Source organism: Guptibacillus sedimenti (assembly GCF_028610665.1).
Taxonomy (GTDB): domain Bacteria; phylum Bacillota; class Bacilli; order Bacillales; family Guptibacillaceae; genus Guptibacillus; species Guptibacillus sedimenti.
This window is the reverse complement of record NZ_JAQQWV010000001.1, coordinates 1,503,640-1,528,450: the sequence shown is the minus strand read 5'-3', so window position 1 is coordinate 1,528,450 and position 24,811 is coordinate 1,503,640. Positions and strand designations below refer to the sequence as shown.

The following is a 24,811-nucleotide window of genomic DNA, read 5'->3' as shown; positions in this document are numbered from 1 at the left end:
AATGAGGTTAGTTGCTTTGCTTGTCGTATTAATTCCAGGAATCACCGGCGTTATCGGTATCAAATTAATGAGAGATGTTCTTTTCGGTGTAGTAAACCCACCGTTCACTTCTCTTGTTGTTCAATTTATTCTCGGACTCATTTTCCTTATCGCTGGCATTGCTTTCGTTGGTGGATTTATTTTCTACCGTGATCGCAAGCGAAATAAAGTACAGCCAAGATTCTCTTCTAAAAAACAGTAATCTTTCATTGAAAGATCTTTCGTAAAAGTACAGGTTCACATTGCAATTAACTTTCCCTTCAGTAACCTCTACCGCACGTTTACGAACGCGGCATCTCCCAGACATAAAAACAAAGCCCACTTCACAAAAGAAGGGGCTTTGTTTTTCCATATTTAATTTGAAACGTTTTGTTAAGCTTTCATCAACTCTCAAATAGAGATAACTTGATTTATGTTTGACTACGAATTACCTGGTATGAGAATAATTATCCATGTTGTGCTCAATCCGAAGCTTATCAGCAACCATTGCAATGAACTCAGAATTTGTTGGTTTAGCTTTAGACATACTCACAGTATAGCCAAACAAGTTTGAAATAGACTCTACATTACCTCTACTCCAGGCAACCTCAATCGCATGACGAATCGCACGTTCAACTCTGGATGAAGTTGTATTGAATTTTTTCGCAATATCAGGATATAGGACCTTCGTGATTGAACCTAATAGTTCAATATCATTATAAACCATCGTAATCGCTTCTCTTAAGTACATGTAACCTTTAATATGTGCCGGTACCCCGATTTCATGAATAATACTCGTGATGCTCGCATCAAGGTTTCTAGGGCGACTTTCACGCTGAGGACGCTTATACGATCCATTACTTGTTGTAAATGTTGTTTTCTTACCACTCACTTGTCTTACATGACTTGCTAAATTATCCATATCAAACGGTTTTAAAATAAAGTAGGATGCTCCTAAATCTACTGCTTTTTTCGTTACGTCTTCCTGCCCGAAGGCAGTGAGCATAATAACGCTACAAGTATAATTCATTTCTCTTAAACGTTCGAGAACAGCCAGGCCATCTAAATGCGGCATAATAATATCAAGTACAAGTACATCAGGTTCTTGATCTTCAAGAACTTCTAAGCATTCCTGTCCATTGGAAGCGGTTCCGACTACCTCCATATCCTCTTGTCGTGACATATATTCCTCAATTAAATTCACCAATTCACGATTATCATCAGCTAGACATACTTTTATTTTTTGCACGGCTCCGTCTCTCCTTCCACAAGTTTGGTTACCGTAGTAGTATAGAAATTCAACGGAAGTTGTAAATTCCCTCTAAAATTTCTAAAAACATTTAAAAACAATATTTATTCTTCATCATTCTCTAGCATACTTCAATTTACTACACATAACTACATTTTCTGAATAATCTTTCAATTTTGTCGAATTTTCTTCACCCAAAGTATACCATGGTTTGAAAATGAAAGAAAGCGAACATTGAGCTTTTTTAGCTCGCTGTTCGCTTTTCATTACGACTTTCTTCATAAATATTAATACCAGCTTCTTCTAACATCCATTCAATATGAACGCCATAGCCTGAAGTGGAATCATTAACAAACACATGAGTAACCGCTCCAATTACTTTTCCATCTTGAATAATGGGGCTTCCACTCATCCCTTGTACAATCCCGCCCGTTTCATTTAACAACTGAGGATCAGTTACTTTAATAACCATTCCTTTTGTAGCAGGGAACTTCTGAGGAATTGAACTGATAACTTCTACATCATATTCTTTTACCTCACTACCTTTTACCACTGTTAAAATTTTAGCGGGACCTTCCTTCACTTGATGAGATAGCGCAATCGGCATCGGCTTATCATACAGGCCTTTTTTTACTTCCTGGTTCATTTCTCCGAAAATACCGAAAGGACTGTTCCGCGTAATTGTACCAAGCTTTTGATCCGTTTTAGAAAATCTTGCTAGCTTTTCACCAGGGTGACCGTTGCTACCTTTTTCAATTGATGTTACAGAAGAGGGATAAATCTCTCCCCGATTAACAACAATCGGCTTCTTCGTATCCATATCAGAAATAACATGTCCTAGAGCACCATATTTTTTCGTATCTGGATGATAAAACGTTAACGTGCCAACTCCTGCTGCAGAGTCACGTATATATAACCCAATCCTGTATGCTTCATTTTGTTTATCCTTAACAGGAACCAACTTCTTACTAAGTTCTTCGTTTTCTCTTACAATCGTCACTTCTAATGCTTGGCCATTATTTGCTGCTTTTTTTACAATTGAGCCAATGTCGCTCATTTTTTGAACGGCTTGACCATTTATCTTAGTGATAATATCGCCTACTTGAATGTCAGCAATTTCTCCTGGTGACCGATCTCCTTGATTCGTATGAATTAAATGGTGACCAACAACGAGTACACCACGAGTGTTTAATTTTACACCAATTGATTGCCCACCAGGTATAACTTTAAAATCAGGAAGAACTTTCACATTAACTTTTTTAATTGGAATATTTCCAACAGTTAAATCCAGAATATCAGAACCGCTTTTGGCGCCGTTAACCGCAATTTCTTTCCCCGATGGGTCAAGACTTGCCACTTCAGAGCTTCCAAGCGTTGCAACGGCAGTAGTAACAGAGGATATTGTTGTTTGATCTCCTTCAAACATGATAATCTCATCTGGAATTGATAAAAATAACTGTATTGGTTTTGAAAAACCAAGTACGATTAAACCTCCAAGGAGAACTACTCCTAACAGCTTTCGAAACATCTCTATCTTCAATCCTTCACTCTCCTCGCTCTTGCTCACACCTCCAACATGGCTGTATCTATAATTTTGCCTTGAGTGGCCGTTATTATAACCTCTAAAAATGAAAATGCTACCCTCAGTTGGATAGCATTACATATCATGATTTAATTTGGTTTGCTTGATATAACAATTCTTTTGCATGTTTCTTTGTAAGCTCTGTCATTTCGGCGCCAGAAATCATTCTTCCAAGTTCTTCTATTTGTTCATCTGTACTTAAATTTCCAACACTTGTCTTTGTTCGACCTTCACCCGTTTCTTCTTTTGAAATATAAAGGTGATGATCAGCCATTGCTGCAACTTGAGGAAGGTGAGTAATAACAAGTACTTGGGACCCGGCGGAAAGACGCTGTATCTTCTCAGCCATCGCTTGAGCAACCCTTCCACTTACACCAGTATCTACTTCGTCAAATATAATTGATGTAATACCTTGATGTTTTGAGAAGATGGACTTCAACGCTAACATGATACGAGATAACTCACCACCAGAAGCCGTTTTAGAAAGTTCCTTAAGCGGCTCGCCTGGATTGGTAGAGATCATAAAATCAATATCATCTTGTCCGGATCGATGGAAAAATTCTTTCTTACTTTCATCACGGTCATTAAAATGAATTGCAAATTCTGTTTTTTCCATATAAAGATCTCTAAGCTCATGGTGAATTGATCCAACAAGCTCACTAGCAACTTTTTTTCGCAGACCGGTCAAATTATTAGCCTCTACAGTTAAATCAGCCTTAATCCCTTTTAAGTCAGCCTGTAGCTCGTCTACGCGATCTTCTCTGTTTAATAATTCATCTACTTCATCTTCTATCGAAGCTGCATATTCCAATATGTCTTCTACCGATTCTCCATACTTTCGCTTTAATAATTGGATTTCGTTTAGTCGTTCTTCTACAAAATCCAATCGTGCGGGATCAAATTCAAGTTGATCACGATATGTATTTAATTTACCTGCCGTTTCTTCAAGTAGATAAAATTGATTGGCTACTTCTTCATGGTATCCCTGTAGTTCTTCATCAAGGTCCGCAACTGACTCTAGTTGTGACATCGCAAGCCCTACCCAGTCTAGTCCTTTATTATCTCCATGTAGGGAATCATAAACATCCTGAAGAGCAGTATATAGTTTCTCAAAATTACCCAATCGTAATTTTTCGTCCATTAACTGATCATCTTCATTAGGAGAAAGCTCAGCTTTCGTGATTTCTTCAAGTTGATATTGAATTAAATCCAGCCTATGAGCCATCTGCTGTTCATTCTCAGTTAAATTTTTCATTTGCTGCTGGATTTTTTTGTATCTTTGAAAAATTTCCCTGTATTCAAAAAGAGCCGGACCAATTGACCGTTCCCCAAACTGATCGAGCAAAGTAAGATGCTTATCAGATTGCATTAAATCCTGATGTTCATGCTGACCGTGAATGTCAATAAGCGTTTGACCAATCTCTCGCAAAATTCCAAGCGTCACTAATTTTCCATTTACTCGGCAGATGCTTTTACCTGTATGTGAAATATCACGGCGCAGTACCACCATGTCATCTGTAAACTCGATTCCGACATCTTCAAGTTTTTGCACCGTTGGATGGTTTGTATCAATATGAAATAACCCTTCAATTTCTGCTTTTTTCGTTCCATAACGGACGAATTCAGCTGATCCTCTCCCACCAACTAATAGCCCTATGGCATCAATAATGATGGATTTACCAGCACCTGTTTCTCCAGTAAGAACGGTTAACCCACGCTCAAATGAAACGGTAATCGCTTCTATGATCGCAAAATTACGAATGGATAGTTCCGCTAACATATTCTCCCACCTTTAAAGATCCTCATTCATATTCTACAGCATATCAATAAACCGTTGTGATAACATCGGGGCCGCATCGGCGCTCTTACATATAATTAGAATCGTATCATCTCCGCTTATATTCCCCATAATTTCTTCCCAGTCTAGATTATCGATTAGAGCACCGATAGCATTAGCGTTACCAGGAAGCGTTTTCATTACAATAAGATGATCCGCATGATCAATACTAATAAACGCGTCTGTTAAAGTTCTTTTTAATTTTTGCAGCGGGTTAAAGCGCTGATCTGCTGGCAAACTGTATTTATATCTGCCGTCGATTGTTGGAACTTTAACAAGATGAAGCTCTTTAATATCTCTTGAAACAGTTGCTTGCGTAACGTTGAATCCTGCACTTTTAAGACAATAGACGAGCTCATCCTGTGTCTCAACATCTTGATTGGCAATCATTTCCCGTATCTTGATATGGCGTTGTCCCTTATTCATTGTATAACCTCCGGCAAGTAAAATCTGACAGCCTTATTATATAGTCCCAAACCTTTTTTGTATAGACCCTCATAAATATTCACTTACTAAAAGAAAAGTCCAACGTTCCGAATTCAGTAAACGTGATAGAATGTTAAACGAGAAAAAGGACACACATCGTGTATCCTTTATAATTTCTGATGTGCTTCTTCAACAACTTCTTCTGCAGAAGGAACATTTTCGACTTTGCTCTCCTGTTTCCAGCCAAGATATAATAGAAATTCGATATTTCCTTCGCCACCAGTTATTGGTGAAAATGATATACCGTTTACTTGATATCCTTCTAGTTCAGCAAAATCCATCATGTCTTTCAGTACACGATGATGAATTTTTTTATCACGTACAATTCCTTTTTTGCCTATTTCGCCACGGCCTGCTTCAAATTGCGGTTTGACGAGGGCGATAACTTCACCTTTCTCTTTCAAAATCCCTTTTAATACAGGTAGGATTAATTTTAAAGAGATGAATGAGACATCTATTGTGGCAAGATCAGGGAGTCCTTGTTCAAAATCCTCTCTGACAGCATATCGAAAATTCGTTCTTTCTTTTACAACCACACGATCGTCTACTCGCAGTTTCCAGGCTAATTGATTGTAACCTACATCAAGTGCATAAACGAGGGAAGCGCCATTTTGAAGTGCACAGTCTGTAAAACCACCAGTAGAAGAACCAATATCTAAAACCACTTTGTTTTCGGGATCGAGAGAGAAGACGTCAATGGCCTTCTCTAACTTTAAACCCCCACGTCCAACATAACGTAGCGTATCTCCTTTAATTTGAAGAAGAATATCTTCTGGCACTTTCATGCCAGGTTTGTCCATCCTTTCCGTCTCTGAAAAGACAAGACCTGCCATAATTGCTCTTTTTGCTTTTTCTCTCGTATCAATTAAACCTCGGTTTACAAGGAGTACATCTAGTCTTTCTTTTTTTGCCATGCTTTTTTATGCCCTCTTTTGTTTTGCTGGAATCATTTTCTTTGCTTTCTCAGCAATATCATCTGAAGTTAATCCAATTTCTTTTAATAACTCACTTACACTGCCATGCTCGATATAAGCATCGGGGATTCCCATTCGTTGAATACCACCATGCTGATAGCCACTGTCATTAACATATTCTAGAATGGCGCTACCAAATCCACCTTGGAGTATAGCTTCCTCAACTGTAAGCATCGGTAACCCTTCTTGCATGAGATCTGCGATCATTTTCTCATCTAAAGGTTTTATGAAGCGAGCGTTAATCACACGAGCTGAAATACCTTCTTTTTCTAATTTATCCGCAGCACTCAACAGATCTTGTAACGTAGGGCCAAATGACAAGAGAGCAATATCCGTACCTTCACGAATAACTTCCCAACTACCAATTTGAATTTCCTTTAATTCTTGATCCATCTTTGTACCAATCCCGTTCCCTCTAGGATAGCGTACAGCAATTGGTCCCTGATTGTACTTCAAACTAGTATAAACCATATGCTGCAATTCATTCTCGTCTTTCGCCATCATAAGAACCATATTAGGTAAGTGTCTAAGGAATGAGATATCGAAAACACCTTGGTGCGTTTCACCATCTGCTCCTACAAGTCCAGAACGATCAATCGCTAGGAAAACATTCAAGTTTTGTCTGCAAACGTCATGAACAAGCTGATCATAAGCTCTTTGAAGAAACGTAGAATAAATCGATAAAACCGGTTTTAATTCCTGAGTTGCAAGTCCTGCAGCCATTGTAGTAGCATGCTGCTCAGCTATACCAACGTCAAAAAGCCTTTCTGGGAATTGTTTTTCAAATGCTTCCCACTTAGAGCCTACTGTCATTGCTGGCGTAATGACTGAGATGCGATCGTCCTTCTCTGCAAGCTTTCGCACTGTTTCACTAACTACCTTACTATATCCAGGCGCTGCGACCTTCGGTTTAATTTGTTCACCTGCTTCAATCTTATAAGGACTCACACCGTGCCAAACGCCAATTTGATCGCTTTCTGCAGGTTGATAGCCTTTTCCTTTTTTCGTAAGTACGTGAATAAGGACCGGTCCTTTTGTCTTCTTAGCATATTTAATGTTTTCCATTAACGCTTCAACGTCATGACCATCTACTGGTCCAAGGTAAGTAAAGCCAAGCTCCTCAAAGAAAATTCCTGAAACCAACAAATATTTCAAAGCATCTTTCACGCGCTCAGCCGTTGAAGCTAGCGCTCCGCCAAACGCAGGGATTTTTTTAAGTAAATACTCAAGTTCATCTTTCGCTTTATGATATTTGCCAGCTGTGCGGAGCTTTCCTAAAATGTTATGAAGAGCACCTACATTTGGAGCAATGGACATTTCATTATCATTTAAGATGACGAGCATATCTTTTTGTTCGTGTCCGATATGATTAAGAGCTTCAAGCGCCATCCCACCTGTAAGAGCCCCATCTCCAATAATCGCAACTACACTTTCGTCAGAGCCTTTCATATCTCGAGCAGCCGCCATCCCCATTGCTGCTGATAATGAGGTAGAGCTGTGCCCAGTTTCCCAGACGTCATGCTCACTTTCATTTCGTTTTGGAAAACCACAAAGACCTTTATATTTACGTAGCGTATCAAATCTCGAAGCTCGTCCAGTGAGGATTTTATGGACATAAGCCTGATGACCAACATCCCAAATAAATTTATCTTTTGGACTATCATAAATTTTATGAAGCACGATTGTAAGTTCTACTACGCCAAGATTAGGTCCAAGATGTCCACCAGTTTCGGATAGTTTGTTAATTAAAAAGCTTCTAATCTCTTCAGCAAGCTCGGTCATATCGTTCATATCATAATTCTTTAGAAACTTAGGATTTTCAATCTTTTCTAAATCCATGGGAATGTCCTCCCCTTCTTATTTCGATTTACGGTTTCCCTTTTTCTTTTTGGATTGTTTGTCCACCATCTTGATCTTAAATGTTTTTTCTACATAGTATAAAAATCTACCTACTTGAAAGATGATACCTGTAGAAAAGTGGATGGCAAACGTTTTTCCGAGCGCTTTTCCTCCAACCGTTAACGCAGCAATGACGCTTGTAAATACTACTGATATTATATATTGAAACAAAGATCCATCGCTATGTCCAAGCTGAAGTGTTAATTGGACGACAACGGTTGCAGAGGCTGTACCGCTTATAATACCCGATATATCACCAATTACATCATTACAGAAGCTTGCAACACGATCTGCGTTACGTGTCACAAAGATCGCATGTTTCGCACCAGTAAGACGTTCTGCGGCCATCGCATGAAATGGCACTTCGTTTGCGGCAGTAGAAGCTACACCAATTGTATCAAAGAATATCCCAATTAGAACGATTAATAGAACGACAATCATACCAATTGCCCATGAAACTCCACTTAATACCGCTGTTGATATAATTGAAAAAATAGCCGCTAACACAAGTGTGATAACGGCAATAGCTAAACTCCAGTTTATGGATTTTGATACGGAAGCTTTCATATCTACTCCTTGTCCATTATATAATCACATAAAAATAGGTATCCAACTAACAGGACATCAAGGGGTCAGTTCGTTTCCCCCTGTTCCCTGTCAGTTGAATACCCCTGCTGTATTATGTATCGCAGAGTGGTCACTTAAAGAGTAAAGACTGCGGCTTAGGTCCAGTAGGTTTTCCCAGATTGATACCTCAACGTCGCCGTTCAGGCGGTTTCCCTTTACATCAATCTTAGCGTAGTCACCATGCGCTAGACTGGATTACCACTTAGTCCGCACTATAATCCCCTTTAAGTGTCACTCGGAACAGTCTAGGAGTTTTCCTCAACAGTTCCACACATTTCCTAGCCTCTTTTGCAGAGCAGATTTCATATGGGTGGTAGGAAAAAAGCGGCCGGCCGAGCTGCAAATTTCCAATAATCCATAATCCCCTCTAGCTCCACTCAAGGCAGGCTACGCTGTTCAACTGCGTTCCCATGCAGCTGCAACAGGTTCATACCCCAATTCATAGCAGGCAGCGTTAACCGCTCTGCTACAAGAATGGGCCTCCGCGGAAGCAGGGTCAACGCCCACATGCCTTTGTGGATCGCCCTGCGACCTTAACTCCCAGCATCGACCCAAGTCTGGGCGACTCAAGCCAACACCAGGAACTTCATCGATGTGCCCTATGGCGGATTTTTAGGCCCGCCTTCAGAAATGGCGAACTGACTAGAATACTGCACCACTCAGTCTTAATTTATTATACCACAAATTAGTTTTATGCTCAATTATGTGTTAGTGGTCCCGCTCTACAATAAATTTCGCAATAGATTGTAACCTGTCTTTTTCTACGTTAGCAGCAGTTAGATGGGCTAATCCCTCTTTAAAATGATGATTGAGTTTTTCTTTTGCTCCGTCTAGCGTGAGAAGCTTTGGATAAGTACTTTTTTCGTTCGTTTCATCACTACCAGGAAGTTTTCCGATCTTCCCTTCTTCTCCTTCAACGTCAAGAATATCATCGCTAATTTGGAAGGAAAGACCTATGTGTTCGCCAAAAGCTCGTAGATGTTCACGTTGATGACTTGTTGCATGACCAATTATTGCCCCAGCCATAATAGAGAATACAAGAAGTTTTCCTGTTTTATGATGATGAATGTATTCAAGTTGTTCTAGCGTTAACTCTTGCTTCTCCCCGTCTAAATCCGCCATTTGTCCTCCTACCATTCCGGAAGGGCCAGCAGCGTGTGATAATAATTTAATTAAGTCAACTTTTTGTTCACTTGTTAAATTGGAATCTGCAATAAGTTCAAAGCTTTGAGTTAATAGCGCATCCCCAGCAAGAATTGCAGTCGCCTCTCCAAAAACGATATGATTTGTTGGTTTACCTCGACGTAAATCGTCATCGTCCATTGCAGGCAAGTCATCGTGAATCAATGAGTACGTGTGAATCATCTCAACCGCACACGCCACTGGAATGGCTTCTTTAATGGAGTGACCAAATGCTTCTACGGTAGCGAGCATTAATATTGGACGGATGCGTTTTCCACCTGCGTGAATCGAATACAACATCGCATCCTTCAATGATTCCGGCATCTCCAAGCGGTCAATGTATGCGGGAAGTTCTTCATCCAACAGTTTCTTACATTCGTTCATATAGGAACTGAGATCTGAAGTCACGCTTCATCCTCCTGGACAGAAAATCGTTTAATTTCACCGTTTTCTTCAACGATTTGATCCATTTTCCCCTCAACGGATTGCAGTTTCTCATGACATACATTTGATAAATTCATTCCTTCTTGAAAGAGTGAAATCGCTTTTTCAAGAGGCACGTTACCTTCTTCCAATGCTCCGACAATTTGCTCTAACTTTTCCATCGCTTCTTCAAATGTTACGTTCTCATTTTTCTCCATTCGAATCACTCTCCTCTAATCCCCATACATGGCAATCAATTTTTCCATCTGTCATTTCAAGTTTTAGAATATCTCCAGGTTGTACCTGATGAACAGATTTAATGAGTTCTTCTTCTTTATATGCAAGGCTATAGCCACGCTCCATTACTTTTAATGGACTTAAAGCATTCAGTTTCCCTGCAGCAAGCGAAAAATCACGTTGTTTTCCTAGTAGAACACGCTGCATTTCTTTATTTAAAGAATGCTTAAGCTCTTCAAGCTCCTGATTCGCTTCTTTAAGAAGTTTTTGTGGATGCTGCTTCACTAGCTGCTTATGATTTCGTTCTACTCGCTCTGTTGTATATGATAGCAATCGCTTCATATTTCGTTGCATTCGTTCAACTTGCAAATCAAGCTCTTGTTCCTTTTGTTTCAATAATTGATCAGGGTAACGAAATGCATATGACTTCTGGAGGTTTGACAACCGATCTCGATCCGTAGCTAACTTTTCTTGCATGACTCTCATTAACCTATGTACTCGTTGGTCAACCCGCTCTTTTAATTCTACTACGCTGGGTACTGCCAGTTCAGCTGCTCCAGTTGGAGTTGGTGCTCTTAGATCTGATACAAAATCAGCAATTGTAAAATCGGTCTCATGGCCCACAGCTGATATTATTGGCACTCTTGAATTTGCTATACTTCTGGCAACTTCTTCTTCGTTAAACGCCCATAACTCTTCAATTGATCCTCCACCACGTCCAACAATCAGCACATCAATCATTTTCATGGCATTTGCCATCTCGATCGCCTGAACAATTGATCCCTTAGCATGATTCCCCTGAACAAGAACGGGAAACACCGTTATCCTAGCAGCAGGATAACGTCTTTTGATCGTTGTAAAAATGTCTCGAATAGCGGCTCCAGTTGGGGAAGTAACCACTCCAATTTCTGTAGGATATCGGGGTATTTGCTGTTTGAGGTTTTCCGAAAACAATCCTTCAAAATCGAGTTTTCGTTTCAATTCTTCATAAGCTAAATACAAATTTCCAATTCCATCAGGCTGCATTTCTTTTGCATAGAGCTGATATTGACCATACGGTTCAAACACTGATATCTCGCCTCGAATAAGGACTTTCATCCCGCTTTCCGGCTTGAATTTCATATGTCGATTGTTTCCAGCAAACATCACTGCTTGAACACGCGACTTATCATCTTTTACAGTAAAATAAAGATGCCCTCGATTGTGAAGCTTCACATTCGATAGTTCACCACGTAACCAGACATCTTGAAGTGCTGGCTCATTATCAATCATCCGCTTCACGTGTCTCGTAAGGGCTGTAACCGATATATAGCGATCCGCTTTCACAACGTTCCCCTCCTCATTGAATTAGCTTTTTTGTATAATTTTAGAGAGGACTCCATTTACAAAGCGTCCCGATTCTTCTCCACCGAACAATTTTGCTAGTTCAACGGCTTCATTCAAACTAACATTTACTGGTATATCATCTCTCATTACTATTTCATACGAAGCCATTCGAAGAACAGAACGGTCTACATTACCAATGCGGCTAAAGGTCCAGTTAACAAGGTTCTCTTTAATGACTGCATCAATCTTTTCGAGATTCTCAAGCGTTCCGAAGACAAGCTCAGATAGAAACTCGTCACCTTCTCCCTCATTTAATACGTGTTGCAGGGCTTCACGTGGATCGGTGTCTGTTACATCTATTTGAAACAATACCTGGATGGCTTTTTCTCTTGCATGTCTTCTTTTCATTGCTATACTCCCTTTACGCTTATATTGCTATACCAATAAATAATAGCATAATGTTGAAGACAAATACAGGTTTTGCAATGTCCAATTGTTTTCATAAACTTAGGAAGGTTCATGAAAGTTGCTCGAATGCGTAAAATTTATTTCATTCATGAGTGGAGTCACATTCGTAAAAAAAGCAAAAAAAAACAAGCAGAGGGGACATGCCCCGCTGCTTATTCTTCGTCTTCGGTTTCTTTTTTATCAAACGTAATTCCAACAACGCTCACATTAACTGCGCTAATTTCTAGCGCAGTCATTGTTAGAAGCGCCTGTCGAATGTTTTCTTGTACCTTTTCACACACTTCAGGAATGGATAAACCATAGCTTACTACAACGTATGCATCCAAGATAATGCCATCCTCATCAAGCTCTACCTTGACACCTTTTCGATGATCTTTTCGTCCAAAGCGTTCCACAACACCTGAAGCGAAATTCCCTCTCATTTCTGCAACACCGTCAACTTCTGAAGCAGCAATACTACCGATTACTTCAATAACTTCTGGTGATATTTCGACTTTTCCAAGTCCAGTATCGTGCTCTTCCATTTCAAATGATTGAAGTTCATTCATATTGAACACCTCACTTAGAATTCGTTGATTGTTCTGTTAAATCGTATTTCTCAAGAAACTTAGTATTGAAATCACCGCTTACAAATTTCTCGTGACTCATTAAACGCATATGGAATGGAATGGTCGTTTTGACACCTTCCACCACAAACTCTCCAAGAGCTCGCTTCATTCTAGCAATCGCTTCTTCTCTTGTATCAGCGTAAGTAATGAGCTTTGCCACCATTGAATCATAGAAAGGCAAAATATCGTAACCAGGATAGACAGCAGAATCTACACGAACGCCAAACCCACCTGGAGGGAGGTACATGTCGACCTTCCCTGGAGATGGCATAAATTTCTTGTCAGGGTTTTCTGCATTAATGCGACATTCAATTGCCCATCCTTTGAACGTTACATCTTCCTGAGTGTACCGCAACGTTTCATCAGAAGCTGCTCGAATTTGCTCTTTAATTAAATCAATACCCGTTACCATTTCTGTCACAGGATGCTCAACCTGAATACGTGTATTCATTTCCATAAAATAAAAATTCCCTGTTGGCTCAAAAATAAACTCAACAGTTCCTGCACCAGAATATTGAACGGCTTTCGCAGCACGAACGGCAGCATCGCCCATTTTTTTTCTGATGGTTTCATCAAGAGCCGGGGAAGGGGTCTCCTCTACAAGCTTCTGCAAACGTCTTTGGATTGAGCAATCTCGCTCCCCAAGATGGATTGCATTGCCATGATTATCAGCAAGGACCTGAATTTCCACATGGCGAAAATCTTCGATAAACTTCTCAATGTAGACACCAGGATTACCAAATGCAGTCGATGCTTCCTGCTGGGTAATGTTAATTCCTTTTACTAATTCGTTTTCATCCTTAGCAATCCGAATACCTTTACCACCACCGCCAGCGGTCGCTTTAATAATGACAGGATACCCCATCTCATTAGCTAGAGCTACCGCTTCGTCTGCATCCTTTACGATCCCCTCAGAACCGGGCACAATCGGAACTCCCGCTTCCTTCATCGTTGTTCTAGCAACGTCCTTGGTACCCATACGACTAATCGCCTCAGGGCTTGGTCCAATGAACGTAATATTGCACTCTCTACATAACTCTGCAAAGTCTGCGTTTTCCGAAAGAAATCCATAACCAGGATGAATCGCATCAACACCGGTTACAGTTGCAATACTCATAATATTGGTGAAGTTTAAATAGCTGTCTTTTGAAGCAGTTGGTCCAATACAATAAGCTTCATCTGCTAACCTAACATGCAGGGCTTCTTTATCGGCTTGAGAATACACAGCAACCGTTTCAATGCCAAGCTCTTCACAAGCACGGATAATTCGAACGGCAATTTCTCCTCGATTGGCTACAAGTACTTTCTTAATCTCCATACCATCATCACCTATGCTTTCACTAAAAACAGAGGTTGTCCGTATTCAACTAGCTGTCCATCCTCAACTAGCATTTCAACGATTTCTCCATTTACCTCTGCTTCTATTTCATTAAAAAGCTTCATTGCTTCAATGATGCAGACTACGCTATCTTCTGAAACTTTCTCTCCAGTTTTCACGTAAAGTTCCGATTCTGGATTCGGACGAGCATAGAACGTTCCAACCATTGGTGATTCGATTTTATGTAATGATTCATCTTGTACTTCTTCTTTTTCAGCCGCTTTAGGTTCTTCTTTAACAGGAGAAGAAGCCGGCATCGTTTGATCAACAGGCTGTTGTGCAATGGTTTGCTGTACAGGTTGTTGAACAGGTGCTTCTGCATATTGCACTTCATTTTTCTTTAATACAATCTTAGATCCATCACTTTCATATTCAAATTCATCAATGCTTGATTGATCAATTAGTTTGATCAATTCGCGAATTTCTTGAACTTTTAACAAGATTTCCACTCCCTGTCGTCTTTTTGCTAATTTTAGATAGTAAGGAGGTTTTCTGTATAGAAGACACTCTCCAACCTATAGCGATTATAGCATAATAATAATGACCATTAGTATCTCCCGTAAAACTTACAGTCAATCAAACCTCATGGTTAAGACCATTATATAACAGCTGGTCCTAAGCCTATTTATCATATCATATCTTACGGTTACTTGGTAGAAGTCAACTTTGCATGACCTCCTCCACTAAGGGTAACAAATAAAGAAATCGTTTTCACTAGTATTTTAGAAAACGCGCCTAATTATAAAAAAAAAGAGATGGAGTAATCTCCATCTCTACTTTGCCACAGGCTGAAATTCTACAGCGATTCTATGACCTTCCCCTAACTGTTCTTCTGCTAATACCATAATGTTATTTGCCTCTTCATTTGATAGCTGATCCGCTTTAACAATTACTCTTACTTTCTCGTCTTCAAGGGTATAAACCACTGCATCGCTATACCCTTCTGACTTGATCACATTTTCTAGAACTGATTCCTTTTGAGACAATGCCATTAATTCTTGACGCTGTTCGTGTGCTTCATTTCGCAAGTCTGCTGATGCTTCACTTGCTATCACAGCCGTATAATCTTCAATCGCTGCATCTCGCTTTTCTTGAATTTCAAGCCTTAGCGCAGCAAAGACTTCATCACCAGAAACATTCATCGAAACAGATTTATCTTCAACACCATTCGTTTCTTTTGCTTCTTCTCCTTTCGCTCCTTCCTCGCTTTGCTCCTGATCTCCTACATATGCCACATTGTCCGAACCAGGTGTCATGATGTAATAAGCTGATAAAACAATAATTAAACTTAGCATTGTCAATAACCATACCGTTTGCTTTTTTAAGACCATTTTATGATTCCCCCTTTAGTTTTTTCGGCAAAACCATCACCCGATGACTTTTCACATCAAGTAGTCTCGTCACTGCATCGACAATCATTTTTTTTACTTCCATGTTTTCTGCTCCGACTGCCACGACAACTACACCTCTTACAACCGGTTTCTTCGTACTTACTACGATCGGTCCTTGACCATTATCATTCTGGACAATAACGACTTGTTCATCGCTTGATTGTTCTTCAATCTTTCTCGAACCTCCATCGTTTGGAGATTCATAAGTATATTTATCAGTAGAAGTGCTGTTTTTCTCCACAACTTTTTGCTCTGTAGAATCTAAATTAACAATGACAGTGGCATCTGACACTCCAGCCACTTCGTCTAACGCTTCCTTTAATTGAGTTTCATACATATTTTCATATTCTGACATTGACGAGGGACTGGACTTTTTTTGACTAAAAGCTGCTTCACTTTCCGATGAGCTTTCCTGCTCACTGAACACTTGCTGGCCCGGGTCAGGCGTCGAGAAGAAACTACCGGAAAACATGAAGATGACACCAAGCCCTGCTGCAATCATTAAATAATAAAGCGGGATTCCTTTTTTCTTCTTCGGTTTTTTCAATTGATCTAGCCAGCTTGTTGGTTTTTCATCCATGTTACCTACTCTCCTCCCTTCACCTGAACGCCAACCTGATTTGGATATAATCCCCATTCATCAGCTAGAAAATAAGCGACTTTCTTTGACTGTGCATCTGATGATTGAACCTCTTCTTCCGAAAGTTCAAATGATACCGATACGGCTTCGACGTCCTGAACATCTTTTTCTACTACCTTACTTACCGTTACTGCAATTTGTTCAATATTCTTTTCTCCCTCTGCATCTTTTAGCTCAAGACCTACATGTGTAATTTCAAGGTTAAACTGGTCTCTCAACTCCTTTTCAACCTGGCTTTTCATTTGGACAGCCATTTGTTCTTCAATATATGCAGCATTGGATGCTTGTATTTCACTTTTCTTTGATTCTATCTGATTTTCCATCCTTACATCCGGAGTCATATCTGTGAGAGCTGCTGATCTTAACATTGAATCAAAGTCTTTTGTGAAGATTGTTAGAATAGGCGATAGAATAACAGCCATTAACATTAATCCGATGACCATTTTGACATATCGCTGCATATTGGAATTTGGCAACAACAATTCAAGCACGGTAGCAAGTAAAATAAGAACAATGATATTCGTGATCCATCCCGTAATAACTGCCACTTCAAACCTCCTAACGCACCATTAGCGTAATATTTCCAGATGCTATAATAATTGTTACCGCTAAGAAAAACATCAATGAAACAATGGCAAGAGCTGCAAAAATAAACAAAATACTTTTTGATATTACATTAAGAGACTGGATAATTGGTCCTCCTCCTAATGGTTGAATGACTGCTGCCGCAATGTTATAAATCAGCACTAGTGATAAAACTTTTAGTGCAGGGAAGGCACATATCATTAGTAAAATGACAACCCCAGCTAGTCCAACCGTATTTTTCAAAAGCACCGATGCACTTAGTACGGTATCTGTTGCGTCCGTAAACATCCGCCCTACAACAGGTATAAAATTACCAGTTACAAATTTAGCCGCACGAATCGTTACACCATCTGCTACGGCGGTTGAGGCACCCTGCACTGAAATCACACCTAAAAATACTGCAAAAAATACTCCTAGTGTACCGATCGCTATATTTCGTATTAAATTAGAAAGCTGGGTAACTTTGTACTGCTCACTAATCGTACTTACAATCGCAAGAACTGCCGACAGAAAAAGCATTGGTAGTACAAACTTCTGGATAAGCAATCCACCAGTGTTAACTAAAAACAGAACGATTGGGTGAAAAAAAGCTACAGAAGCCACGCCACCAACAGAAGCAATCAATGCTAATAGTAGCGGAATTAACGCTAAGAGAAACCCCATCATATTCGCTATCGCGCTTTCTGTATATTCAATTGCCACGTGAAAACTATTAAGCGCAAGAATAATTAGAACCATATAGATAATGCCATACGCCACTGTGCTTACTGCTTTATGTTCAAAGGCATTTTGCATGTTTTGTAACAGAATGCTGAAAATAGTTAACAATATTAAGCTACCAAGCAATTTGCCATGGACAAGTAATTCATGAAAAAGAAATTTCAATAAACCTAATAAATAAGCTTTTAAAGAAAATTGTTTTTCTCCTTTTATAAATTCCACGAAGGAACCTTTCTGACTTTCAGGTAAAAAACCGCCATACTCTTCGATCACTTCGTCCCAATAGGCCTGAATCTCTTGTAATCCAAGTGTGTTTAACTGCTTGTCTACAATTTGAGTTGTTAGCGGCTCATTTTCTTCGCCCTGAGCAAGTACTGTAGATTGAAATTGCAATAAGGTGAAGCAGAGGAATAGTAGCATCAACATCGCTTTTTTCATGTGAGGCATGTCCTGCTCCTCCCTCTTATGATGGTAAAAGTTTAAGCACCGTTTCAATAATCAGTGTGAGAATCGGTATGGCCATCGCTAAGATTAATAATTTACCAGCAAGTTCAATCTTCGAAGCAATCGCGCCTTGACCAGCATCTCTCACAATTTGGGCACCGAATTCAGCAATATACGCAATTCCTATAATCTTTAATACCGTTTCAATATAGACAATTTCGACATTTGCTTTTGACGCCAGGCTTTCTAACATTCGAATAATATGTTGAATTTCTCCAATTAAATAAAGAAAAATCAAAGCGCCTGTGAAAACCGTAATCGTAAAGGCAAACACAGGCTTTTGTTCTTTGACAACAATAACAAGGAAGGTAGCGATTAATCCCAATCCAACGATTTGTAAAATATCAATCGCAGTCACCCCCTAACCCTGGAAAAGGAAGACCCCTCGTATTTTCTGAAAAAGATCGTCAATGATCGTGATCACCATATAAAGGACAACAATAAAACCAATTAAAGTAACCCAATGGGCGTACTCCTCTTTCCCCATTTGCTTGAGAATGGTATGAAGCATGGCTACAATGATACCGATACCCGCAATTTGGAATATTGTATTTACATCATGATTCATTTCCGTTTCCTCCCAATGACTAAATCAATAGTATGACAAGAAGAATCCCCCCAAGAACCCCAAGACTCTTAAACATCCGCTCATACTTCATTTGATTGTCTCTCGCTTCTCGTTCTTCTCTTTCCAAATGAATCAAGGCAAGTTTAATTTGTTTTTGTTCATGTTCTCGATCGTGTTGTCCTATTGTGGCACCAAGTTGTTTCATTACTTCTTTCTCTTCTTGTTTAAAAGCCGTATACTTCCAAACCTCGTCCATGCTTTCCATCCATGCTTCATAAGCTGTGCCTTGTCCAGCATCGAGCTTTTTCCGAAATGAATCGAAAAACCAAGAAATAGGGTGACCTACCTGTCTACAAATGTGACTACAGGCAACACTGAGTGGTGTCATTCCATACACAATTTCAGCTTCCAATGACTGAAGTGCTGCTTTTAACTGCCGCAATTGTCGAGATCGTTCGCTCACAGTTCTTGACCATTCCACACCTGCCCACGTACTCGCTAAAATAATAAGCACTGCTCCTAGTAGCTTCATGCTAGATCACCTTTTTACGTCGAATTTCCTTACCCGTTTTATCTTTGATCGCATGAATTGTTCCCGGACCATCTTTCCGTGACAGTTCGACTATTCGTTCAAAAGATCCAGAGTTGATTAAACCTTGCATACTTGGTCTACGGTGTAAATCATCCATACTCGTTCCATGAACAGTGACAACAAGCTTAATTCCTGCATTTATCGCTTCAAATATAGCTTCACTATCTTCTTTTCGACCAATTTCATCAACGATCAATATTTCTGGACTCATGGATCGGATCATCATCATCATTCCTTCTGCTTTAGGACAAGCATCCAAAACATCAACACGGTCACCAAGTCGATGTTGAGGAATCCCTAGAACACAACCAGCAATTTCAGATCGCTCATCAACAATACCAACTTTGGCTGATGGAATTCTTCTTACGTTATCACCTTCAGCCATAATTCGAGTTAGGTCACGAAGCATCGTCGTTTTACCGGACTGTGGCGGTCCTAAGATAATTGTATTTGCCCATCCCCCTGCATAAAGATATGATACAAGCGGTACAGCTATTCCAAGCTTTTGTTTTGCAATTCTTACGTTAAAAGATGCAATGTCACGGATCGCTTTAACATGTCCGTTTATCGTAATGACTTTTCCTGCAAGACCGACGCGGTGCCCGCCTTCAATCGTGACAAATCCCTTTTTTAATTCTTCTTCTAACGCGTACAGGGAATAATGGCTAAGTTTATTTATCATTTGTGAACTATCATCTTTTGAAATGAAGTATGTTTGACCGTTTAAGAGAGGAAAATTCGGTTTTCCATTGATCATTATTTCAAGCGGACGGTTAATGCGCATTCGAATTTCTTCAATCGTTGATCTTTCCATTTCTGTGTATTGACGCAGTATTTTCTTTACGTTTTCTGGAAGCACACGAAGAGCTTCTTCCACGAATGTCCCTCCTCCCACTGCTTGTTTCTCTCTACACTACTATTCCTATTCCGATCAAAATATGTCTCTATCAAATCTATGAGAGAGTGCCAATTAAAATAAAGCCTACACCAATTACAATGAATAGAATTTTTGTGATTGATAGATCTCCTGCTAGACCAATTAGTCCAGCTGTCATCGTAACGACAAGGATAATAGGCCCGACAATGGCTAAAAATGCATTGATCAACATTGCGGTTTTAAGATCACGAAAAACTAGAATTAATACAGCTGCAATTAGCTCAATAACACCTGAGAGTATGCGAAGTAAACCCATTACAAGAACGGAATGAATCATCTTAACCCTCCCTAATCAGTACAACTTATGATGACACCGACTATTTCAGAAGACTAAGTTATGGACCAGTTCTTAAAAGAACACAAAAAAAACCACCCTAAAGTGGGTGGTTATCTTGCTTTTAAACCATGTAATATGAATTGAACAGTTATTTCAATTTCTTTCTCATCATCCCAATCACGGTCCGGAACCATAATATATCTTGCTAGAAAAAAACCGAGAATGGCGGTTAATGAAAGTCGAATTGCAGAGGAAGAGGGGATTTCAATCAATTCTCCTTTTTCTTGAAAGTGAACGACTACTTTTCCAAATCGATCAAATAAATCTTTCGCTATATGCTCGATAAATTGTGTGCGAAGTTCTTCATGAAAAGGAATTTCCTGAATAAGGATTTTCACAATCGGTAAGTGCTTACGAATAAATGCTTGTCTATTTCTTACAACCGCCTTTAAAAAATCTTCATAGTGCTCATAGTCTTGTTCTAGTACTTTATCTAAATCTTTAACGATAAAAGGAGCAACAAGATGACTCATGACAGGTGTAACGATAGCTAGAAGCAAATCTTTTTTCGTGCGATAGTGGCGAAATATCGTTCCTTCTGCTACACCAGCACGTCTGGCAATTTCGCTAGTTGATGAAGCAGAAAATCCCTTTTCCTGAAACATCTCAACCGCTGCTTTTACGATGCGCTTTTGCTTCTCAGTTAAATCTCCGGAATCACTCACTTCTTCATCAAAAAGCCATTCCATGTTATTCTCTTCCTTCTTCATATGCTCCCCCTGATTCTAAATTCGTCGATGTTTTTTTAGTGCGTAAATGTTTAAAATCATAAAAACGATTGAAAATCCAAGTAAAACAAGTAAATCAATCCATATATCAGTTAATCCTTGTCCCTTAATCATAACACTTCTCAAGGCATCAGCTCCATAGTACAAAGGAGTTAACGGGCCAATCCAGCTAAGATAGTTTGAAATCGTATCAAGATTAAACAGCCCAGAGAAAAAGATTTGGGGAACGACCACAAGAGGAATGAACTGAATCATTTGCAATTCATTTTTTGCGAATGAGGAGAGTAAGGTCCCCAACGTTAGTGCACTTAACGCTAGCATAAGTGTAATCAACAAGACGTAAAGAAAAGCTCCTTCCATCATGAGATCAATCACATAAATACTATATAATGCTATTATGGCGGATTGAAGCATAGTAAATAATCCAAAACCAATTACATAACCTGTCACAAGTTCCCACCTTTTTATTGGGGTAGCCAAAACTCGTTCAAGCGTCCCTTGTGTCCTCTCTCTCAAGAAAGAGACTCCAGCAATTAAAAACACAAAGAAGAATATAAAGAAGCCTACTAAAACAGGTCCAAAGTGATCAAATGAACTCATATTGTTCGAACCAAACAAATAGGACACTTCCAAATCCATTTCTTGATTTTTTCCCATTGAACTACTTTGAACCATATTTATGACTGCTCGATTAATAGAAGGATCGCTCCCCTCAAGATATAGCTTTTTCGCACCGTTCCCAAAATCAATCACAGCATCATAATCTTTTTTTAAAGTAGATTCAACAGTTTCATCTGAAGCAATGGGTTTTACACTAGCGTGTTTTTCCATTTGTTCAACGATCGATTCAGGGGTGTTTCGTACGCCTAGTTTCAATTCCAGATCATCTCCGTTAAAGACAAGAGATAGCATGGTTAAAATAATAATAGGTGCCACAATCATTAAAGCCATCGTTCGTTTATCACTTATAAACTGCCTCAATATCCTTATTACAACTGCAATTATCCTCATTCGACCCCTCCTCCAAATGAAAGAAACGCTTCCTCGATTGTTACTGAGTCAGTTTGTTTTTTTAATTCGTCCGGTGTGCCGACTGCAATCAATTGACCATTTCGGATCATACCAAGCCTTGAACATCTTTCAGCTTCATCCATTACATGAGTTGTTACCAATATGAGGACTCCATTGCTTCTTAGTTTTTCAAATGTCCACCAAATTTTTTGTCTAAGTGAAGGATCAATTCCAACAGTTGGCTCATCTAACAGTAAAATATCAGGATTGTGTAACAAAGCAATGGCGAGGGATAAGCGTCGCTTCATTCCACCCGAAAAATCTTCTACGTTCTTTTGAAGTTCATTTTCTAAATTAACGAGCTGCATTACCTCTATAATCCGTTCTTTTTGATCACGTCGATGGACACCGCTTAGAGTTGCAAAAAACTTCAGGTTCTCATAAGCGGTTAATTCACCATACAAAGCATCCGCCTGCGCCATATAACCAACTTTCTTCATCATACTAAGATTGGGCATTTTCGTATCGAGCACCTTCACCTCACCTTCAGAAGCCTCTTCAATACCACATAAGAGTTTCACTAAGGTTGTCTTACCAGAGCCGGATGGTCCTAAGAGACCGAATATCTCACCGCGTTTTAGTGAAAGATTAACATGATCTAAAATGGTAGTTTTGCCGTAGTTCTTCGTAACATTTGCTTCAATTGCACCTTTGGGCATGTGACCCCTCCTAAAATGAGTGATTACTCACTATATTTTATCATAAAATCACTCATTGTAAAGTGAGTAATCACTCATTTTTAAAGTAAACAAAAAAACCGCTCATACAGAGCGGTTTTTAAAAATCACTTCACTATCCCCTTGATACATATTCACCTTTAGAAGTATCAATAATGAGAATGTCTCCCTGGTTCACAAAGAACGGCACTTGAACCGTTAAACCAGTTTCAACAGTTGCAGGCTTTGTTCCTCCTGAAGCTGTATCACCTTTAATACCAGGCTCAGTTTCAGTAACAACGAGTTCAACAGTATTTGGTAATTCCACACCGATGGTTTCTTCACCATAAGTACGAATCGAAATTTCCATGTTTTCCTTCAGGAATTTTAGTTCATAATTAATTTGCTCTGTAGGAAGTTCCACTTGCTCATATGTTGTTGTATCCATAAATGTGTGCATATCTCCACTTACATAAAGATATTGCATTTTACGATTTTCAATATGAGCTTTTGAAACCTTTTCTCCAGCACGAAACGTTTTTTCTTGAATTCCACCAGTACGAAGGTTGCGTAGCTTTGTTCTTACGAAAGCTGCTCCTTTACCAGGTTTTACGTGCTGAAATTCCATTACTGTCCAGATCCCATTATCCACTTCAATTGTAAGACCAGTTTTTAAATCGTTAACAGAAATCATAAGTAGTCCCTCACTTTCATTATTCGCCGAGAATCAGCAATTCCTTTGTGGAATGAGACAATGTCTCATTTCCTGTCTCGGTGATGACTGTATCATCTTCTATTCGTACTCCGCCTTTACCAGAGAGGTAAATACCTGGTTCAACGGTAACAACCATACCCGGTTCTAACACTGTATCAGATTTTGTTGAAAGCGCTGGGCCTTCGTGTACTTCTAGACCAACACCATGCCCCAATGTATGACCAAAGTAGTCACCATAACCTTTTGCAGCAATGAGATCCCTGGATATTGCATCTGCTTCTTTGCCGCTCATTCCAGGCTTAATTTCTTCCATTGCCTTAAGCTGAGCTTCAAGAACCGTGTGGTAAACACCTTTTAGCTCTTCTCCAGGATCTCCAACAGCCACTGTACGTGTTATATCAGAACAATATCCTTTATAATAAGCGCCAAAATCAAGTGTGATTAGTTCGTTCTTTCCAATGACTTTATCACTTGCAACACCGTGGGGAAGGCTTGAGCGAATACCCGACGCAACTATAATATCAAAAGAAGATGAGGTTGCGCCATTTTTTCTCATAAAAAACTCAAGCTCGTTGGATACGTCAAGCTCTGTTATACCCGTTCTGATATAGTTTGTAATATGTTGAAAAGCAGCATCCGCTATTTCAGTAGCTTCTTTTAATATGTTTAATTCACTAGAATCTTTAATCATACGATGTTTTTCAAGAAGGCCATTGATAGGTACAAGACTAGCTTCAATTTTGGCTTCATATGCTTTAAAGACCTGGTATGTAACTTGCGTTTCTTCAAAACCTAGCTTCTTTACTCCTAGTGCATTAGCTAACTTTGCAACTTCTTCTACAATAGGACCCTTGTGTTGTACAATCTCAAAACCCTTTGCTTGCTCCTGTGCCTGATCAACATAGCGAAAGTCTGTTATAAACTTTGCTTCTTTCTCAGTTATCAGGACAACTCCTGAGCTTCCGGTGAACTGCGAAATATATCTGCGATTGCTTGCTGAAGTAATTAACATCGCATCAATATCATACTCTTTAAATGACTGACGTAGATTCTCAATACGTTCCACAACTTCG

At 39.4% G+C, this 24,811-nt stretch carries 29 protein-coding genes; 1 reads left to right on the top strand and 28 read right to left on the bottom strand.

What is annotated here, in order from left to right:
* Position 1 precedes the first annotated feature (1 nt).
* The gene (locus PQ578_RS07570) at positions 2–241 is read left to right on the top strand and encodes a DUF2627 domain-containing protein (protein WP_273832964.1); all 240 of its coding nucleotides are present in this window, start codon (positions 2–4) and stop codon (positions 239–241) included.
* A 225-nt stretch (positions 242–466) separates the two neighbouring features.
* On the opposite strand, the gene spo0A is transcribed toward PQ578_RS07570, so the two are convergent.
* The 28 genes from spo0A to PQ578_RS07430 form a co-directional block, all read right to left on the bottom strand.
* A complete protein-coding gene (spo0A, locus tag PQ578_RS07565; RefSeq protein ID WP_165996585.1) occupies positions 467–1,267 on the bottom strand; it encodes a sporulation transcription factor Spo0A in 801 nt (266 codons plus the stop codon).
* A gap of 244 nt (positions 1,268–1,511) precedes the next feature.
* Positions 1,512–2,807, bottom strand: coding sequence for a SpoIVB peptidase (spoIVB, locus tag PQ578_RS07560; RefSeq protein ID WP_273832957.1), 1,296 nt, complete (start codon positions 2,805–2,807; stop codon positions 1,512–1,514).
* Between the two features lie 124 nt (positions 2,808–2,931).
* Positions 2,932–4,629 (bottom strand): DNA repair protein RecN, encoded by a 1,698-nt coding sequence (gene recN / locus PQ578_RS07555; protein ID WP_273832955.1) that lies wholly within the window; start codon positions 4,627–4,629, stop codon positions 2,932–2,934.
* A 33-nt stretch (positions 4,630–4,662) separates the two neighbouring features.
* Positions 4,663–5,112, bottom strand: coding sequence for a transcriptional regulator AhrC/ArgR (ahrC, locus tag PQ578_RS07550; RefSeq protein ID WP_098444159.1), 450 nt, complete (start codon positions 5,110–5,112; stop codon positions 4,663–4,665).
* A gap of 167 nt (positions 5,113–5,279) precedes the next feature.
* A complete protein-coding gene (locus PQ578_RS07545) occupies positions 5,280–6,086 on the bottom strand; it encodes a TlyA family RNA methyltransferase (protein ID WP_273832950.1) in 807 nt (268 codons plus the stop codon).
* Positions 6,087–6,092: 6 nt separating this feature from the next.
* Positions 6,093–7,985 carry a 1-deoxy-D-xylulose-5-phosphate synthase gene (dxs, locus tag PQ578_RS07540; RefSeq protein WP_224881115.1) on the bottom strand — a complete coding sequence of 631 codons (1,893 nt, stop codon included), beginning with the start codon at positions 7,983–7,985 and terminating at the stop codon, positions 6,093–6,095.
* A gap of 18 nt (positions 7,986–8,003) precedes the next feature.
* Complete coding sequence (locus tag PQ578_RS07535; RefSeq protein WP_098444162.1) at positions 8,004–8,612, bottom strand: CNNM metal transporter family protein; 609 nt, start codon at positions 8,610–8,612, stop codon at positions 8,004–8,006.
* 768 nt (positions 8,613–9,380) lie between these two features.
* On the bottom strand, positions 9,381–10,262 hold the full coding sequence (locus tag PQ578_RS07530) for a polyprenyl synthetase family protein (RefSeq protein WP_273832946.1): 882 nt from the start codon (positions 10,260–10,262) through the stop codon (positions 9,381–9,383).
* Positions 10,259–10,495: an exodeoxyribonuclease VII small subunit gene (locus PQ578_RS07525; protein WP_098444164.1), complete on the bottom strand. Its 237-nt coding sequence runs from the start codon at positions 10,493–10,495 to the stop codon at positions 10,259–10,261. Before PQ578_RS07525 ends, PQ578_RS07530 begins: the two co-directional genes overlap by 4 nt.
* On the bottom strand, positions 10,482–11,840 hold the full coding sequence (xseA, locus tag PQ578_RS07520) for an exodeoxyribonuclease VII large subunit (RefSeq protein ID WP_273832941.1): 1,359 nt from the start codon (positions 11,838–11,840) through the stop codon (positions 10,482–10,484). The genes PQ578_RS07525 and xseA overlap by 14 nt, the downstream gene beginning before the upstream one ends.
* A 21-nt stretch (positions 11,841–11,861) precedes the next feature.
* Positions 11,862–12,248: a transcription antitermination factor NusB gene (nusB, locus tag PQ578_RS07515; RefSeq protein ID WP_159783062.1), complete on the bottom strand. Its 387-nt coding sequence runs from the start codon at positions 12,246–12,248 to the stop codon at positions 11,862–11,864.
* A gap of 212 nt (positions 12,249–12,460) precedes the next feature.
* Positions 12,461–12,856 (bottom strand): Asp23/Gls24 family envelope stress response protein, encoded by a 396-nt coding sequence (locus PQ578_RS07510; RefSeq protein ID WP_098444167.1) that lies wholly within the window; start codon positions 12,854–12,856, stop codon positions 12,461–12,463.
* A gap of 10 nt (positions 12,857–12,866) precedes the next feature.
* Positions 12,867–14,234 carry an acetyl-CoA carboxylase biotin carboxylase subunit gene (gene accC, locus PQ578_RS07505; RefSeq protein ID WP_273832936.1) on the bottom strand — a complete coding sequence of 456 codons (1,368 nt, stop codon included), beginning with the start codon at positions 14,232–14,234 and terminating at the stop codon, positions 12,867–12,869.
* Between the two features lie 11 nt (positions 14,235–14,245).
* The gene (accB, locus tag PQ578_RS07500) at positions 14,246–14,734 is read right to left on the bottom strand and encodes an acetyl-CoA carboxylase biotin carboxyl carrier protein (RefSeq protein WP_098444169.1); all 489 of its coding nucleotides are present in this window, start codon (positions 14,732–14,734) and stop codon (positions 14,246–14,248) included.
* A gap of 333 nt (positions 14,735–15,067) precedes the next feature.
* Positions 15,068–15,625, bottom strand: coding sequence for a SpoIIIAH-like family protein (locus PQ578_RS07495; RefSeq protein WP_160918829.1), 558 nt, complete (start codon positions 15,623–15,625; stop codon positions 15,068–15,070).
* A gap of 1 nt (position 15,626) precedes the next feature.
* A complete protein-coding gene (gene spoIIIAG, locus PQ578_RS07490) occupies positions 15,627–16,265 on the bottom strand; it encodes a stage III sporulation protein AG (RefSeq protein WP_273832932.1) in 639 nt (212 codons plus the stop codon).
* Between the two features lie 5 nt (positions 16,266–16,270).
* Positions 16,271–16,873, bottom strand: a complete 603-nt coding sequence (gene spoIIIAF, locus PQ578_RS07485; RefSeq protein ID WP_224881127.1) for a stage III sporulation protein AF — start codon at positions 16,871–16,873, stop codon at positions 16,271–16,273.
* A 10-nt stretch (positions 16,874–16,883) separates the two neighbouring features.
* On the bottom strand, positions 16,884–18,068 hold the full coding sequence (gene spoIIIAE / locus PQ578_RS07480) for a stage III sporulation protein AE (protein ID WP_273833309.1): 1,185 nt from the start codon (positions 18,066–18,068) through the stop codon (positions 16,884–16,886).
* 25 nt (positions 18,069–18,093) lie between these two features.
* The gene (gene spoIIIAD / locus PQ578_RS07475) at positions 18,094–18,483 is read right to left on the bottom strand and encodes a stage III sporulation protein AD (protein WP_273833307.1); all 390 of its coding nucleotides are present in this window, start codon (positions 18,481–18,483) and stop codon (positions 18,094–18,096) included.
* A 12-nt stretch (positions 18,484–18,495) separates the two neighbouring features.
* On the bottom strand, positions 18,496–18,702 hold the full coding sequence (gene spoIIIAC / locus PQ578_RS07470) for a stage III sporulation protein AC (protein ID WP_048308951.1): 207 nt from the start codon (positions 18,700–18,702) through the stop codon (positions 18,496–18,498).
* 19 nt (positions 18,703–18,721) lie between these two features.
* A complete protein-coding gene (spoIIIAB, locus tag PQ578_RS07465) occupies positions 18,722–19,234 on the bottom strand; it encodes a stage III sporulation protein SpoIIIAB (protein WP_273832927.1) in 513 nt (170 codons plus the stop codon).
* A gap of 1 nt (position 19,235) precedes the next feature.
* Positions 19,236–20,171 carry a stage III sporulation protein AA gene (gene spoIIIAA / locus PQ578_RS07460; protein ID WP_273832925.1) on the bottom strand — a complete coding sequence of 312 codons (936 nt, stop codon included), beginning with the start codon at positions 20,169–20,171 and terminating at the stop codon, positions 19,236–19,238.
* Between the two features lie 76 nt (positions 20,172–20,247).
* Positions 20,248–20,508 (bottom strand): DUF2619 domain-containing protein, encoded by a 261-nt coding sequence (locus PQ578_RS07455; RefSeq protein ID WP_160918824.1) that lies wholly within the window; start codon positions 20,506–20,508, stop codon positions 20,248–20,250.
* A 110-nt stretch (positions 20,509–20,618) separates the two neighbouring features.
* Positions 20,619–21,278 carry a TetR/AcrR family transcriptional regulator gene (locus tag PQ578_RS07450; RefSeq protein ID WP_273832919.1) on the bottom strand — a complete coding sequence of 220 codons (660 nt, stop codon included), beginning with the start codon at positions 21,276–21,278 and terminating at the stop codon, positions 20,619–20,621.
* Positions 21,279–21,293: 15 nt separating this feature from the next.
* On the bottom strand, positions 21,294–22,307 hold the full coding sequence (locus PQ578_RS07445) for an ABC transporter permease (protein WP_273832917.1): 1,014 nt from the start codon (positions 22,305–22,307) through the stop codon (positions 21,294–21,296).
* Positions 22,304–23,026: an ABC transporter ATP-binding protein gene (locus tag PQ578_RS07440; RefSeq protein WP_273832915.1), complete on the bottom strand. Its 723-nt coding sequence runs from the start codon at positions 23,024–23,026 to the stop codon at positions 22,304–22,306. The genes PQ578_RS07445 and PQ578_RS07440 overlap by 4 nt, the downstream gene beginning before the upstream one ends.
* A 133-nt stretch (positions 23,027–23,159) precedes the next feature.
* On the bottom strand, positions 23,160–23,717 hold the full coding sequence (gene efp, locus PQ578_RS07435) for an elongation factor P (RefSeq protein ID WP_273832914.1): 558 nt from the start codon (positions 23,715–23,717) through the stop codon (positions 23,160–23,162).
* Between the two features lie 19 nt (positions 23,718–23,736).
* Positions 23,737–24,804, bottom strand: coding sequence for a M24 family metallopeptidase (locus PQ578_RS07430; RefSeq protein ID WP_273832912.1), 1,068 nt, complete (start codon positions 24,802–24,804; stop codon positions 23,737–23,739).
* Positions 24,805–24,811: the final 7 nt, after the last annotated feature.